Source organism: Streptomyces sp. NPDC107765 (genome assembly GCF_055657085.1).
Genome location: NZ_JBVKBL010000012.1, coordinates 296418 through 310487, shown reverse-complemented (window position 1 = coordinate 310487; position 14070 = coordinate 296418). Strand labels below are relative to the sequence as shown.

Genomic DNA, 14070 nt, shown 5'->3' with positions numbered 1-14070 from the left:
CACGACCCGGACCGGATCCCCGAGGGGTTCGCCGGCATGGACATCACCGTCGCCGGCCTCGGCGTGAGCGGCATCAGTGCCGCCCGCGCCCTGGCCGGCCTCGGCGCCCGCGTCACGGTCGTGGACGGCGGCGCGGGCGAGAAGCAGCAGGAGTCCGCGCGCGAACTGGAGGCGGCCGGGATCGCCGTCCGCCTCGGCGACGGCGAGACCCTCCCCGAGGGCACCGACCTGGTCGTCACCTCGCCCGGCTGGAAGCCCGACAGCCCGCTGTTCGCCGCCGCCGCGGCGGCCGGTGTGGACGTCGTCGGTGACGTGGAGATCGCCTGGCGGCTGCGCGGTCCGGACTCGGCCGACTGGCTCGCGGTCACCGGCACGAACGGCAAGACCACCACCGTCCGGATGCTCGCCGCCATCCTGGAGGCCGAGGGCCTGCACACCATGGCCGTCGGCAACATCGGCACCCCGATCGTCGACGTCGTGCTGAACCAGGGCAAGGACGGCGCCCGCCCCTACGACGTGCTCGCCGTCGAGCTCTCCAGCTACCAGCTGCACTGGGCACCGTCGCTGCGCGCGCACTCCGCCGCGGTCCTCAACCTCGCCCCCGACCACCTCGACTGGCACGGCTCGATGGCGGCGTACGCCGCCGACAAGGGCCGGATCTACGAGGGCAACCGCGTCGCCTGCGTCTACAACGTGGCCGACAAGGCGACCGAGGACCTGGTGCGCGAGGCCGACGTCGAGGAGGGCTGCCGCGCCATCGGCTTCACCCTCGGCACCCCCGGCCCCTCCGAACTCGGCGTCGTCGACGGCATCCTCGTCGACCGCGCCTTCGTCGAGAACCGGCAGAAGCAGGCCCAGGAGCTCGCCGAGGTCTCCGACATCGCACCCGGCGCAGGCCCCGCCGCCCCGCACAACGTCGCCAACGCCCTCGCGGCCGCTGCGCTGGCCCGGGCCTACGGCGTCGCCCCGGCCGCGGTGCGCGACGGACTGCGCGCCTTCCACCCGGAGGCCCACCGCATCCAGCACATCGCGGAGATCGACGGCGTCCGCTACATCGACGACTCCAAGGCCACCAACACGCACGCCGCCGAGGCGTCGCTGGCGGCGTACGAGCACATCGTGTGGATCGCCGGCGGGCTCGCCAAGGGCGCGACCTTCGACGAGCTGGTGAAGACGGCGGCGGCCCGGCTGCGCGGGGTGGTGCTGATCGGTGCCGATCGGGCGCTGATTCGCGAAGCCTTGGCGCGACACGCCCCCGAGGTCCCGGTCGTCGACCTCGACCGGACCGACACTGGGGCGATGCCCGAGGCCGTCCGGGAAGCGACCCGTCTGGCCGGGCCCGGCGACACCGTCCTGCTGGCTCCGGCCTGTGCCTCGATGGACATGTTCGTCAATTACAACAAGCGGGGCGACGCCTTCGCCGATGCGGTCCGCGAGCTGACCGCGAGGGACCAGTAGACCGTTTCTCCCCGTGGCCGCCGGCAGCCGGCGGCGAGCGCACTTGGAGGGGACGAGGATGACGGCCCGATCGGCGGACGCAGGCAGAGCGGGCGGGGGATCGTCCGCGAGACCGCGCGCGGGATCCTCCGCACGGGCCGGCGGGCGTGTCTCCGGCCCCGCGCGCCCGCCCCGACGGCCCGCGACGGCGCGCCCGGCGCGCGGCGGCGGCCGTCCGTCGGCCGGCGGTCCGCGGCGGCTGCTGAACCGGCTCAAGCGCGCCTGGGACCGTCCGCTGACCGCGTACTACCTGATCCTCGGCGGCAGTCTGCTGATCACCGTCCTCGGCCTGGTGATGGTCTACTCGGCGTCCCAGATCAAGGCGCTGCAGTCCGGTCTCGCCCCGTCGTTCTTCTTCCGCAAACAGCTGCTCGCGGCCGTGCTCGGCGGCGGGCTGCTGCTGATCGCCACCCGGCTGCCGGTCCGGCTGCACCGTACGCTGGCCTATCCGCTGCTCGCGGGGTCGGTCTTCCTGATGTGCCTGGTGCAGATTCCGGGCATAGGGGTCGCGGTCAACGGCAACCAGAACTGGATCAACCTCGGCGGCCCTTTCCAGATGCAACCGAGCGAGTTCGCCAAACTCGCGCTGGTCCTGTGGGGCGCCGACCTGCTGGCCCGCAAGCACGACAAGAAGCTGCTGGTGCAGTGGAAGCACCTGCTGGTGCCGCTGATCCCGGTGGCGTTCCTGCTGCTCGGTCTGATCATGCTCGGCGGCGACATGGGCACCGCGATCATTCTCACGGCGATCCTGTTCGGACTGCTGTGGCTGGCCGGTGCGCCGACCCGGCTGTTCGTCGGCGTGCTGGGCACCGCGACGGTGATCGGCGCGCTGCTGATCAAGACCAGCGCCAACCGGATGTCCCGGCTCGCCTGCATCGGAGCGACCGATCCGGGCCCCGGTGACCAGTGCTGGCAGGCCGTGCACGGGATCTACGCCCTGGCCTCCGGCGGATTCTTCGGTTCCGGCCTCGGCGCAAGTATGGAAAAATGGGGTGAACTACCTGAACCGCACACCGACTTCATCTTCGCCATCACCGGGGAGGAACTGGGTCTGGCGGGGACGCTGTCGGTCCTCGCCCTCTTCGCGGCTCTAGGCTATGCGGGTATCCGCGTGGCCGGACGCACGGAGGACCCCTTCGTACGGTACGCCGCGGGAGGTGTGACCACCTGGATCACGGCCCAGGCCGTGGTCAACATCGGTGCGGTGCTCGGCCTGCTGCCGATCGCCGGTGTCCCGCTCCCGCTGTTCTCCTACGGAGGCTCCGCCCTGCTGCCGACGATGTTCGCCGTCGGGCTGCTGATCGCCTTCGCGCGTGACGAGCCCGCCGCACGGGCGGCACTGGCCGCGCTGGCTACGCGGAAGCCGGTTTTCGGAAGGAAACCGGCTGGGGTGAGATGGAAGACGATGAGACGGCGCGTCAAGAAGCGGCCGTCCGGAGAGCGGTGAATTTCGGTGCATGTCGTACTCGCCGGTGGGGGGACCGCCGGCCACATCGAGCCCGCGCTCGCCCTCGCGGACGCACTGCGGAGGCAGGACCCCACCGTGGGGATCACGGCACTCGGTACGGAGAAGGGGCTGGAGACCCGGCTCGTCCCGGAGCGCGGCTATGAGCTGGGCCTCATCCCGGCCGTACCGCTGCCGCGCAAGCCCACCCCCGAACTGATCACCGTCCCCGGGCGGCTGCGCGGCACGATCAAGGCCGCCGAGCAGATCCTGGAGCGCACCAAGGCCGATTGCGTGGTCGGCTTCGGCGGCTACGTGGCGCTGCCCGGCTATCTGGCCGCCAAGCGGCTCGGGGTGCCGATCATCGTCCACGAGGCCAACGCCCGCCCCGGCCTGGCCAACAAGATCGGTTCGCGGTACGCGAAATTCGTCGCCGTCAGCACCCCCGACAGCAAGCTGCGCGGTGCCCGCTACGTCGGCATCCCGCTGCGCCGCACCATCGCCACCCTCGACCGGGCCGCGGTCCGCCCCGAGGCGCGGGCCGCCTTCGGCCTCGACCCCAACCTGCCGACGCTGCTGGTGTCCGGTGGTTCCCAGGGCGCCCGCCGGCTGAACGAGGTCATCCAGGCCGCCGTGCCGGCCCTCCAGCGCGCCGGCATCCAGGTGCTCCATGCGGTCGGTCCGAAGAACGAATTGCCGCATGTGGACAACATGCCCGGGATGCCGCCCTATGTCCCGGTACCGTACGTGGACCGGATGGATCTCGCGTACGCCGCGGCGGACATGATGCTCTGCCGCGCGGGCGCGATGACCGTCGCCGAGTTGTCCGCCGTCGGGCTGCCGGCCGCGTTCGTCCCGCTGCCCATCGGCAACGGCGAGCAGCGGCTGAACGCCCAGCCGCTGGTCAACGCCGGCGGGGGCCTGCTGGTCGACGACGCCCAGCTGACCCCGGACTGGGTGCAGGGCAATGTGCTCCCGGTCCTGGCCGATCCGCACCGGCTGTACGAGATGTCCCGCGCGGCCTCCGAGTTCGGCCGCCGGGACGCCGACGAGCTGCTGGTCGGCATGGTGTACGAGGCGATCGAGCAGCACCGCAAGTAGCGCACGAGAGAAGGCAGGGAGCGTGGCCGGACCGACGACCGCCCGGCGCGGCGAGAAGAAGTCACCGTCCGGCCCGCCCTCCTCCACGGAGGTGCGCGGGCGAAGACTCCGCTGGGTGCGCCTGCCCCGTCGCGCGCCGGGCCGCCGCGGTCTGATCATCACCCTGGTCCTCGCGGTGCTGCTCGGCGCGTTCGGCGTCTGGGCGCTCTACGCCTCCGACTGGCTGCGGCTGGAGCGTGTCCGGGCCACCGGGACCGACGTCCTGACCCCGCGTGAGGTCGTCGCGGCGGCGCACGCCCCGGTGAACTCCCCGCTGATCTCGGTGGACACCGACGCCCTCGCGCACCGGTTGCGGGCCCGGCTGCCGCGCATCAAGAGCGTTGACGTGGAACGGTCCTGGCCGCACACCATCAGTCTCAAAGTGACGGAAAGAACCCCGGAACTGCTGATGCAAACGGGCGGAAAGTTTGCCGAAGTGGACGCCGAGGGCGTCCGGTTCGCCACCGTCAGCGCCGCCCCCAAGGGCGTTCCCCTTCTGGAAATGTCCGTTTCCGACTCTCCGAGCGCGCGCCGGTTCGGTCCCGACCGGTTGCGGCGCGCCGCGGTCGAGGTCGCTCAGGATCTGCCCCCAGTCGTACGCAAAGACGTACGCAAGGTCCGAGTGCGGTCATATGACGCCATCAGCGTCGAACTGGCCGGCGGGCGCACGGTCGCCTGGGGCAGCCGCGAACAGGGCGCCGAAAAGGCGAAGGTGCTGGTCGCGCTGCTGAAAGCGGCCCGTACCGCCCGGCACTTCGACGTCTCGGTCCCCAGCGCCCCTGCGGTGTCGGGGAGTTGACGTAGCAAGTCGCAGGCCAGCACCCTGGATGGCTACGACTATGGGTGATCACATAGGGTGAAAAGAAAAACGGGAGGTTCGGCGTGTTCGTTGAACGGGCGCGCCTTGTCGACTTAGTGTCTCGTTCCAAAGGGACTATGGAACCAAGGAACACAGGCACAGGTAACCCTAAACTTCAACGTTAGGGTTCGGGTCGGCGATACGGACCGTCCCATCGGCATCAGTCGGCGTCCACAGGCAAGTGCGGCGACGACACGTAACTCGAGGCGAGAGGCCTTCGACGTGGCAGCACCGCAGAACTACCTCGCAGTCATCAAGGTCGTCGGCATCGGCGGCGGTGGCGTGAACGCCATCAACCGGATGATCGAGGTCGGGCTCAAGGGCGTCGAGTTCATCGCGATCAATACCGATGCGCAGGCGCTGCTGATGAGCGACGCCGACGTCAAGCTCGACGTCGGCCGCGAAATGACCCGCGGCCTCGGCGCCGGCGCCAACCCCGACGTGGGGCGCAAGGCGGCCGAGGACCACCGCGAAGAGATCGAGGAGGTCCTCAAGGGGGCCGACATGGTCTTCGTGACCGCGGGCGAGGGCGGCGGCACCGGCACCGGCGGCGCACCCGTCGTCGCCAACATCGCCCGCTCGCTGGGCGCCCTGACGATCGGTGTGGTCACCCGGCCGTTCACCTTCGAGGGCCGCCGTCGCGCCAACCAGGCCGAGGACGGCATCGCCCAGCTGCGCGAAGAGGTCGACACCCTCATCGTGATCCCCAACGACCGGCTGCTGTCCATCTCGGACCGCCAGGTGAGCGTGCTCGACGCGTTCAAGTCCGCGGACCAGGTGCTGCTGTCGGGTGTCCAGGGCATCACCGACCTGATCACCACGCCCGGTCTGATCAACCTCGACTTCGCCGACGTCAAGTCCGTGATGTCGGAGGCCGGCTCGGCCCTCATGGGCATCGGCTCGGCGCGCGGCGACGACCGCGCCGTGGCCGCCGCGGAGATGGCGATCTCCTCGCCGCTCCTGGAGGCGTCCATCGACGGCGCCCGCGGCGTGCTGCTGTCCATCTCCGGCGGCTCCGACCTCGGTCTGTTCGAGATCAACGAGGCCGCCCAGCTGGTCAGCGAGGCCGCCCACCCGGAGGCCAACATCATCTTCGGCGCGGTCATCGACGACGCGCTGGGCGACGAGGTCCGGGTCACCGTCATCGCCGCGGGCTTCGACGGCGGCCAGCCGCCGGCCCGCCGCGACCAGCAGGCCACCCTGTCGTCCCCGAAGCGCGAGGAGCCGGCCCCGGCCGCCAGCCGTCCGGCCGCCCCGCCCGAGCCCCGTACCCCGGCGTCGTCGTTCGGCGGCCTGGGCTCCGTCCCCGTACGGGACGCCGGGGCCTTGGCGGACCGCGGCGAACCGGCCGCCGAGCCGTCGTCCTCGCTGGGCGAGGCCGCACCCCCGTCGAGCGGGCCGCAGGTCCCCCCGGCCCGTCCGTCGTACTCCGACAGCGCGGCCGAGGAACTCGACGTTCCCGACTTCCTGAAGTGACGTAAAGCACCGAAGTGATAGGGCAACAGCACCACGAAAGCGGCGCGCACTTCGCCTTCACCGACAGGTGGGGCGGGGTGAGCGCCGCTCCGTATGAGCAGCTCAACCTGGGGGGCGCGGTCGGCGACGACCCGCAGGCCGTGCGTACCAACCGCGCCCGCGCGGCCGGCGCGCTCGGTCTCGACCCGACCGCGGTGATCTGGATGAACCAGGTCCACGGCCGGGACGTGGCGGTGGTCGACGGACCTTGGCGCGACGCCGACGTCCCGTGCGTGGACGCGGTGGTGACGGCCCGCAGGGGTCTCGCGCTCGCCGTCCTGACCGCCGACTGCACCCCGGTACTCCTCGCCGACCCGGTCGCGGGCATCACCGGCGCGGCACACGCCGGCCGGCCGGGCCTGGTCGCCGGCGTCGTACCGGCGGCCGTCGAGGCGATGACCGAACTGGGTGCGGAGCCGGCCCGGATCCTCGCGTACACCGGCCCGGCGATCTGCGGGCGCTGCTACGAGGTGCCCGACCGGATGCGGTCCGACGTCGCGGCGGTGGTGCCCGAAGCGCATGCGACGACCAGCTGGGGCACCCCGGCGGTGGACGTCATCGCCGGTGTACGCGCCCAACTCACCGCGGCGGGCGTGCCGGTGCGTGACGATCCCCACATCTCGCACGTCTGCACGCGGGAATCCGCGGATCACTTCTCCTATCGGCGCGACCGCACGACCGGGCGGCTCGCGAGTTACGTGTGGCTGGACGGCGAGCTGTGACGGACGACCGTAGAACGGAACTGGCGACCAACCTGGCGCGGGTGGAGGAACGTATCTCCGCCGCCTGCGCCAAGGCCGGCCGGCCGCGGGACGAGGTGACGCTGATCGTCGTCACCAAGACCTACCCCGCGAGCGACGTCCGGCTGCTGGCGGAGCTGGGGGTGCGGCAGGTCGCCGAGAATCGTGACCAGGAGGCGGCACCCAAGGCTGCCGAATGCGCTGATTTGCCGCTTACTTGGCACTTCGTCGGTCAGTTGCAGACCAACAAGGTGCGATCCGTGGCGAGTTATGCCGGAATTGTGCAGTCGGTCGACCGGGCGCGACTGGTCACCGCACTCTCCAAGGAAGCGGTCCGTGCGGGTCGGGAGCTGGGCTGCCTGATCCAGGTGGCACTTGACGCCGAGTCGGGTGCGGGCCGGGGGAGCACCGGTGACCGGGGCGGTGTGGCGCCGGACGGCGTCCCGGCGCTGGCGGAGGCGATCGCCGGGGCCGAAGGGCTGCGGCTGGACGGCGTGATGACGGTCGCGCCGCTGACCGGGCCGTATGCCGGACGCCAACTGGCCGCATTCGAACGGCTCATGGAAATCTCAACCGACCTGCGCGCCACCCATCCTGCTGCCAACATGGTGTCAGCAGGCATGAGTGCGGACCTTGAGGACGCCGTGGCGGCCGGAGCGACACATGTGCGCGTCGGTACGGCGGTACTCGGAGTCCGACCACGGCTCGGGTAACGTCGCCAAGCAAGTCGGACCACAGCACAATATATGGTCATTTCCGCAGAAAGCGGGGAGGCCGCGTGGATCCAAGGCCCTGGTGACGGAGCCGATCCACCACAGAGCGGAGGACGCAGAGAATGGCCGGCGCGATGCGCAAGATGGCGGTCTACCTCGGCCTCGTGGAGGACGATGGGTACGACGGCCGGGGGTTCGACCCCGACGACGAGTTCGAGCCCGAGCTCGACCCGGAACCCGACCGGGGACGGCGCCAACAGCACCAAGTGCAGGCCGAAACACGCCCGGAACGGGACGAACCCGTCCGTGCCGTGACGCCCCCGGCGCCACGCGAACCCGCCCCGCTCGCCCCGGAAAACGGACGACCCGCGCGAATCGCCCCCGTGTCATCCATCACACCCGACCGTCCGAATCTGGAGAAGAACGCACCGGTGATCATGCCCAAGGTTGTGTCCGAGCGGGAGCCCTACCGCATCACCACGCTGCACCCGCGGACCTACAACGAAGCCCGTACCATCGGGGAACACTTCCGCGAGGGCACTCCGGTGATCATGAATCTGACGGAGATGGATGACACCGATGCGAAGCGACTTGTCGACTTTGCGGCCGGTTTGGTGTTTGGTCTTCACGGCAGCATCGAGCGGGTGACGCAGAAGGTGTTCCTGTTGTCGCCTGCTAACGTCGATGTCACGGCGGAGGACAAGGCCCGTATCGCAGAGGGCGGGTTCTTCAACCAGAGCTGAGACGCAACACCGGGCACACCGAGGCCGTAGGGCCGACACAGAAGCAAGGGGAGAGGGACGCGCGAGATGAGTGTCGCTGGTCAGGTGATCTATATCGCGCTGTACTGCTTCCTGATCGTGTTGATCTTCCGGCTGGTGATGGACTATGTCTTCCAGTTCGCCCGTTCATGGCAACCCGGCAAGGCGATGGTGGTCATTCTGGAGGCCGCCTACACTGTCACTGATCCGCCACTCAAGCTTCTGCGGCGGGTAATCCCGCCGCTGCGTCTCGGGGGCGTGGCGCTCGACCTGTCCTTCTTCGTATTGATGATCATCGTCTACATCCTGATCACCGTCGTGAGGTCGGTGTTGTTGGTGTGAACGATACGGTCTTGCCGATTGCCGACGACTACGTTGAGGTGAAGTAGAGATGCCGTTGACCCCCGAGGACGTGCGGAACAAGCAGTTCACGACCGTCCGCCTCCGAGAAGGCTATGACGAGGACGAGGTCGATGCCTTCCTCGATGAGGTCGAAGCCGAACTGACCCGGCTCCTGCGGGAGAACGAGGACCTGCGCGCCAAGCTGGCCGCCGCCACGCGCGCCGCCGCGCAGAACCAGCAGCAGCAGGGGCTGCGCAAGGGACCGGACCAGCAGCAGGAGCAGCAGCAGCGTCCGGGGGCTCCCGTGCCCGCCGCCATATCTGGTCCGCAGCCGGTCCCGCCGCAGCAGCAGGGGATGGGGGGCCCGCCCCAACTGCCCGGTGGTGCACCGCAGCTGCCTCCTGGTCCCGGTGGCCACGGCCCGCAGGGCCCGCACGGTCCCGGTCCGATGGGCCCCGGCGGTCCGATGGGTGGCCCGATGGGCGGCCCCGGTGGTCCGCAGCAGCTCCAGCAGGGCGGCCCGCAGGGCGGCCCCGGTGGTGACAGTGCCGCGCGCGTGCTGTCGCTGGCGCAGCAGACCGCCGACCAGGCGATCGCGGAGGCCCGTTCCGAGGCCAACAAGATCGTCGGCGAGGCGCGCAGCCGTGCCGAGGGCCTGGAGCGGGACGCCCGCGCCAAGGCCGACGCGCTGGAGCGGGACGCGCAGGAGAAGCACCGCGTGGCGATGGGCTCGCTGGAGTCGGCCCGCGCGACGCTGGAGCGCAAGGTCGAGGACCTGCGCGGCTTCGAGCGCGAGTACCGCACGCGGCTGAAGTCCTACCTGGAGAGCCAGCTGCGTCAGCTGGAGAACCAGGCGGACGACTCGCTCGCCCCGCCGCGGACCCCGGCGGCCGCCTCGCTGCCGCCGTCCCCGTCGATGGCGTCGGCCGGTGCCGGCACGATGGGCGGCAACCACACCATGGGTGGCGGCCAGTCCATGGGCGGCAACCACTCGATGGGCAACGGCTCCGGCGGTGGTCCGTCCTACGGCGGTCAGCAGCAGATGTCGCCGGCGATGACCCAGCCGATGGCTCCGGTGCGGCCGCAGGGCCCGTCGCCGATGCAGCAGACCCCGTCGCCGATGAGGGGCTTCCTCATCGACGAGGACGACAACTGACGCCCGCCTGAGGCGTACCGTCGGCAATCAGGGCCGGGCCCCGAGGGATTTCCCTCGGGGCCCGGCCCTTTTGTGCGGTGGGCCGGCCCTGTCGGGGCGCGCCCCGGCCGGCCGGTGGTGACCGGTGTCCATATCGACAAAACGGGCTCAACTGCCCACCTCTGTATGGAAATGGCGAATGCCCCGGTGTGGTGCACACCGGGGCATTCGGGACGAGGTCGGGCCTCGCGGATTACGCCTTACGGAGGTGGAACGTCAGTGCCAGTGCCTCGTCGGTGAAGGCCGGGCCGTAGCCGCCGTCCGGCTCGCCGGGGGCGAAGTCCGTGGCGAGGACCTCCTCGGCGATCAGACCCGTGTGCTCGGCCAGGGCCGTCCGGACCTCCTCGTCGGACGACGCCCAGCGCAGCGCGATCCGGTCGGCGACGTCCAGACCGCTGTTCTTCCGCGCCTCCTGGATCAGCCGGATCGCGTCCCGGGCCAGACCGGCCCGGCGCAGCTCGGGGGTGATCTCCAGGTCCAGGGCGACCGTGGCGCCCGCGTCGGAGGCCACCGACCAGCCCTCGCGGGGGGTTTCGGTGATGATGACCTCGTCCGGGGCGAGGGAGACGGTCTCGCCGTCGACCTCGACGCTCGCCGTGCCCTCCCGGAGGGCGAGCGAGAGCGCCGCGGCGTCCGCGCCGGCGATGGCCTTGGCGACCGCCTGGACGCCCTTGCCGAACCGCTTGCCCAGCGCCCGGAAGTTGGCCTTCGCGGTGGTGTCGACGAGCGAGCCGCCCACCTCCGACAGGGAAGCCAGCGAGCTGACGTTGAGCTCCTCGGCGATCTGGGCGCGCAGGTCCTCGGGCAGCCCGGCGAAGCCGTGGGCCGCGACCAGCGCGCGGGACAGCGGCTGGCGGGTCTTCACACCGGACTCGGCGCGGGTCGCCCGGCCCAGCTCGACCAGTCGGCGGACCAGCGCCATCTGGGCCGAGAGCGCCGGGTCGATCAGCGACTGCTCGGCGACCGGCCAGCTGGAGAGGTGGACGGAGTCCGGGGCGTCCGGGGTGACCGGGGCGACCAGGTCCTGCCAGACCCGCTCGGTGATGAACGGGGTGAGCGGCGCCATCAGGCGGGTGACCGTCTCGATGACCTCGTGGAGGGTGCGCAGCGCGGCCGCGTCGCCCTGCCAGAAGCGGCGGCGCGAGCGGCGGACATACCAGTTGGACAGGTCGTCGACGAAGGCGGACAGCAGCTTGCCGGCGCGCTGGGTGTCGAAGGACTCCAGGGACTCGGTGACCTGCTCGACGAGGGTGTTCAGCTCGCCGAGCAGCCAGCGGTCCAGCAGCGGACGCCCGGCCGGGGCCGGGTCGGCCGCGGACGGTGCCCACTGGGACGTCCGGGCGTACAGCGCCTGGAAGGCGACGGTGTTCCAGTACGTCAGCAGGGTCTTGCGGACGACTTCCTGGATGGTGTTGTGGCCCACCCGGCGGGCGGCCCACGGCGAGCCGCCGGCCGCCATGAACCAGCGGACCGCGTCCGCGCCGTGCTGGTCCATGAGCGGGATCGGCTGGAGGATGTTGCCCAGGTGCTTGGACATCTTGCGACCGTCCTCGGCGAGGATGTGGCCGAGGCAGACCACGTTCTCGTACGACGACTTGTCGAAGACCAGGGTGCCGACGGCCATCAGCGTGTAGAACCAGCCGCGGGTCTGGTCGATGGCCTCCGAGATGAACTGCGCCGGGTAGCGCTTCTCGAAGAGCTCCTTGTTGCGGTACGGGTAGCCCCACTGCGCGAACGGCATCGAGCCGGAGTCGTACCAGGCGTCGATGACCTCCGGGACGCGGACCGCGGTGTGGGCGCAGCCCTCCTCGGGGCAGCCGAAGGTGATCGCGTCGATGTACGGGCGGTGCGGGTCCAGGTCCGACTGGTCGGTGCCGGTCAGCTCGGTCAGCTCGGCGAGCGAGCCGACGCAGGTGAGGTGGTCGTCCTCGCAGCGCCAGATGGGCAGCGGGGTGCCCCAGTAGCGGTTGCGGGACAGTGCCCAGTCGATGTTGTTGCTCAGCCAGTCGCCGAACCGGCCGTGCTTGACCGACTCGGGGAACCAGCTGGTGTTCTCGTTCTCCCGGAGGAGGGCGTCCTTGATCGCGGTGGTGCGGATGTACCACGACGGCTGGGCGTAGTAGAGCAGTGCGGTGTGGCAGCGCCAGCAGTGCGGGTAGCTGTGCTCGTAGGCGATGTGCCGGAAGAGCAGGCCGCGGGCGTCCAGGTCGGCCACCAGCGTGCCGTCGGCCTTCTTGAAGAACTGGCCGCCGACCAGCGGGAGTTCGTCCTCGAAGGTGCCGTCGGGGCGGACCGGGTTGACGACCGGGAGGCCGTACGCCTTGCAGGTCTTGAGGTCGTCCTCACCGAAGGCCGGGGCCTGGTGGACCAGGCCCGTGCCGTCGTCGGTGGTGACGTACTCGGCGTTGACGACGAAGTTGGCGCCCTCCAGCTCGACCAGGGAGAACGGGCGCTCGTAGGACCAGCGCTCCATCTCGCGGCCGGTGAACGACTGGCCGGTGGCCTCCCAGCCCTCGCCCAGCGCCTTCTCCAGCAGGGGTTCGGCGACGACCAGCTTCTCCGTGCCGTCGGTGGCGACGACGTAGGTGACGTCCGGGTGCGCGGCGGCGGCGACGTTGGAGACCAGGGTCCAGGGGGTCGTCGTCCAGACCAGGAGCGCGGCCTCGCCGGCCAGCGGGCCGGAGGTCAGCGGGAGGCGGACGTAGACCGAGGGGTCGACGACGGTTTCGTAGCCCTGCGCCAGCTCGTGGTCCGACAGGCCGGTGCCGCAGCGCGGGCACCACGGGGCGACGCGGTGGTCCTGGACCAGCAGGCCCTTGGTGAAGATCTGCTTCAGCGACCACCACACCGACTCGATGTAGTCGGGGTCCATGGTGCGGTAGGGGTTGTCGAGGTCGGTCCAGTAGCCCATGCGCGTGGTGAGCTCGGCGAAGGCGTCGGTGTGCCGGGTCACCGACTCGCGGCACTTGGCGTTGAACTCGGCGATGCCGTACGCCTCGATGTCCTTCTTGCCGTTGAAGCCCAGCTCCTTCTCCACGGCCAGCTCGACCGGGAGGCCGTGGCAGTCCCAGCCGGCCTTGCGGTCGACGTGGTAGCCCTGCATCGTGCGGAACCGGGGGAAGACGTCCTTGAAGACGCGGGCCTCGATGTGGTGCGCGCCGGGCATGCCGTTGGCTGTCGGGGGGCCCTCGTAGAAGACCCACTCGGGCCGGCCCTCGGACTGCTGGAGGGTACGGGCGAAGACCTTCTGCTCCTGCCAGAAATCGAGCACGGCGTGCTCGAGGGCGGGCAGGTCTACCTGGGCGGGTACCTGGCGGTACAAGGGCTGCTCACTCATCGGGGCTTCCTCCGGCGGACATCTGCTGCTTCTCCGTCCGGAGGGACGAGAGCCCTGGCTCCCGCGGTACCACCCTCCTTGGCGGTGCGTGCCGCACCGCCCCCTCATTGGGGTCGCGCTGCCGGTTCTACTCGCTCCGGGTGGCCCGAGGCCCAGGGGGCGGAGCCCCCTGTCCGGGCCTGTGGGTGGGGCCCACTGTTCAGAGCTTTCTTCCGGCGGCTCCGGGGTGATCTTCACGTCGTGCACGCCCCCGGGCTTCCACCGTCCCCGGGTCGCTGCTGGCTGCGTACGGCGCTACTCGTCCCATCACTGCCTCTCGCTGGGCCCAGTGTACGGGGCGCCACCGACAGCGGCCGACCGGATTTACGGCGGGGGCGCGGGACGGGGGCGCGCGACCGGGCCGTGACCCGAATGGCCAGCGGCCGGGTGCCGGGCGGCCAAGCGGATTACGGGGCGGGCAGCGGGGCACAACCGAGGCAGACCGGACTTCCGGGCCGGGTGGCAGGACCTGATGGGGCGGTGCGTCC

At 70.7% G+C, this 14070-nt stretch carries 11 protein-coding genes; 10 read left to right on the top strand and 1 reads right to left on the bottom strand.

Annotation, left to right across the window (positions count from 1 at the left end; translation table 11 throughout):
* Positions 1–36 precede the first annotated feature (36 nt).
* The 10 genes from murD to ACZ7MX_RS27870 all read left to right on the top strand — a co-directional run bounded on the left by murD (position 37) and on the right by ACZ7MX_RS27870 (position 10167).
* On the top strand, positions 37–1458 hold the full coding sequence (gene murD / locus ACZ7MX_RS27915; protein ID WP_472136013.1) for a UDP-N-acetylmuramoyl-L-alanine--D-glutamate ligase: 1422 nt from the start codon (positions 37–39) through the stop codon (positions 1456–1458).
* A gap of 58 nt (positions 1459–1516) precedes the next feature.
* Positions 1517–2944 carry a putative lipid II flippase FtsW gene (gene ftsW, locus ACZ7MX_RS27910; protein ID WP_472135973.1) on the top strand — a complete coding sequence of 476 codons (1428 nt, stop codon included), beginning with the start codon at positions 1517–1519 and terminating at the stop codon, positions 2942–2944.
* A gap of 6 nt (positions 2945–2950) precedes the next feature.
* Positions 2951–4042, top strand: coding sequence for an undecaprenyldiphospho-muramoylpentapeptide beta-N-acetylglucosaminyltransferase (gene murG / locus ACZ7MX_RS27905; RefSeq protein ID WP_030415220.1), 1092 nt, complete (start codon positions 2951–2953; stop codon positions 4040–4042).
* A 22-nt stretch (positions 4043–4064) separates the two neighbouring features.
* Positions 4065–4880: a cell division protein FtsQ/DivIB gene (locus tag ACZ7MX_RS27900; RefSeq protein WP_472135972.1), complete on the top strand. Its 816-nt coding sequence runs from the start codon at positions 4065–4067 to the stop codon at positions 4878–4880.
* Between the two features lie 282 nt (positions 4881–5162).
* Positions 5163–6416, top strand: coding sequence for a cell division protein FtsZ (ftsZ, locus tag ACZ7MX_RS27895; protein WP_472135971.1), 1254 nt, complete (start codon positions 5163–5165; stop codon positions 6414–6416).
* Positions 6417–6430: 14 nt separating this feature from the next.
* Entirely contained in the window at positions 6431–7177 is a 747-nt protein-coding gene (gene pgeF / locus ACZ7MX_RS27890; RefSeq protein ID WP_472135970.1) for a peptidoglycan editing factor PgeF, read from the top strand.
* Positions 7174–7908 carry a YggS family pyridoxal phosphate-dependent enzyme gene (locus ACZ7MX_RS27885; RefSeq protein WP_472135969.1) on the top strand — a complete coding sequence of 245 codons (735 nt, stop codon included), beginning with the start codon at positions 7174–7176 and terminating at the stop codon, positions 7906–7908. The genes pgeF and ACZ7MX_RS27885 overlap by 4 nt, the downstream gene beginning before the upstream one ends.
* A gap of 122 nt (positions 7909–8030) precedes the next feature.
* On the top strand, positions 8031–8651 hold the full coding sequence (locus ACZ7MX_RS27880; RefSeq protein WP_385864173.1) for a cell division protein SepF: 621 nt from the start codon (positions 8031–8033) through the stop codon (positions 8649–8651).
* A gap of 66 nt (positions 8652–8717) precedes the next feature.
* Complete coding sequence (locus tag ACZ7MX_RS27875) at positions 8718–9011, top strand: YggT family protein (RefSeq protein WP_030415214.1); 294 nt, start codon at positions 8718–8720, stop codon at positions 9009–9011.
* 49 nt (positions 9012–9060) lie between these two features.
* On the top strand, positions 9061–10167 hold the full coding sequence (locus ACZ7MX_RS27870) for a DivIVA domain-containing protein (RefSeq protein ID WP_472135968.1): 1107 nt from the start codon (positions 9061–9063) through the stop codon (positions 10165–10167).
* A 232-nt stretch (positions 10168–10399) separates the two neighbouring features.
* On the opposite strand, the gene ileS is transcribed toward ACZ7MX_RS27870, so the two are convergent.
* Complete coding sequence (ileS, locus tag ACZ7MX_RS27865; RefSeq protein ID WP_472135967.1) at positions 10400–13543, bottom strand: isoleucine--tRNA ligase; 3144 nt, start codon at positions 13541–13543, stop codon at positions 10400–10402.
* Positions 13544–14070: the final 527 nt, after the last annotated feature.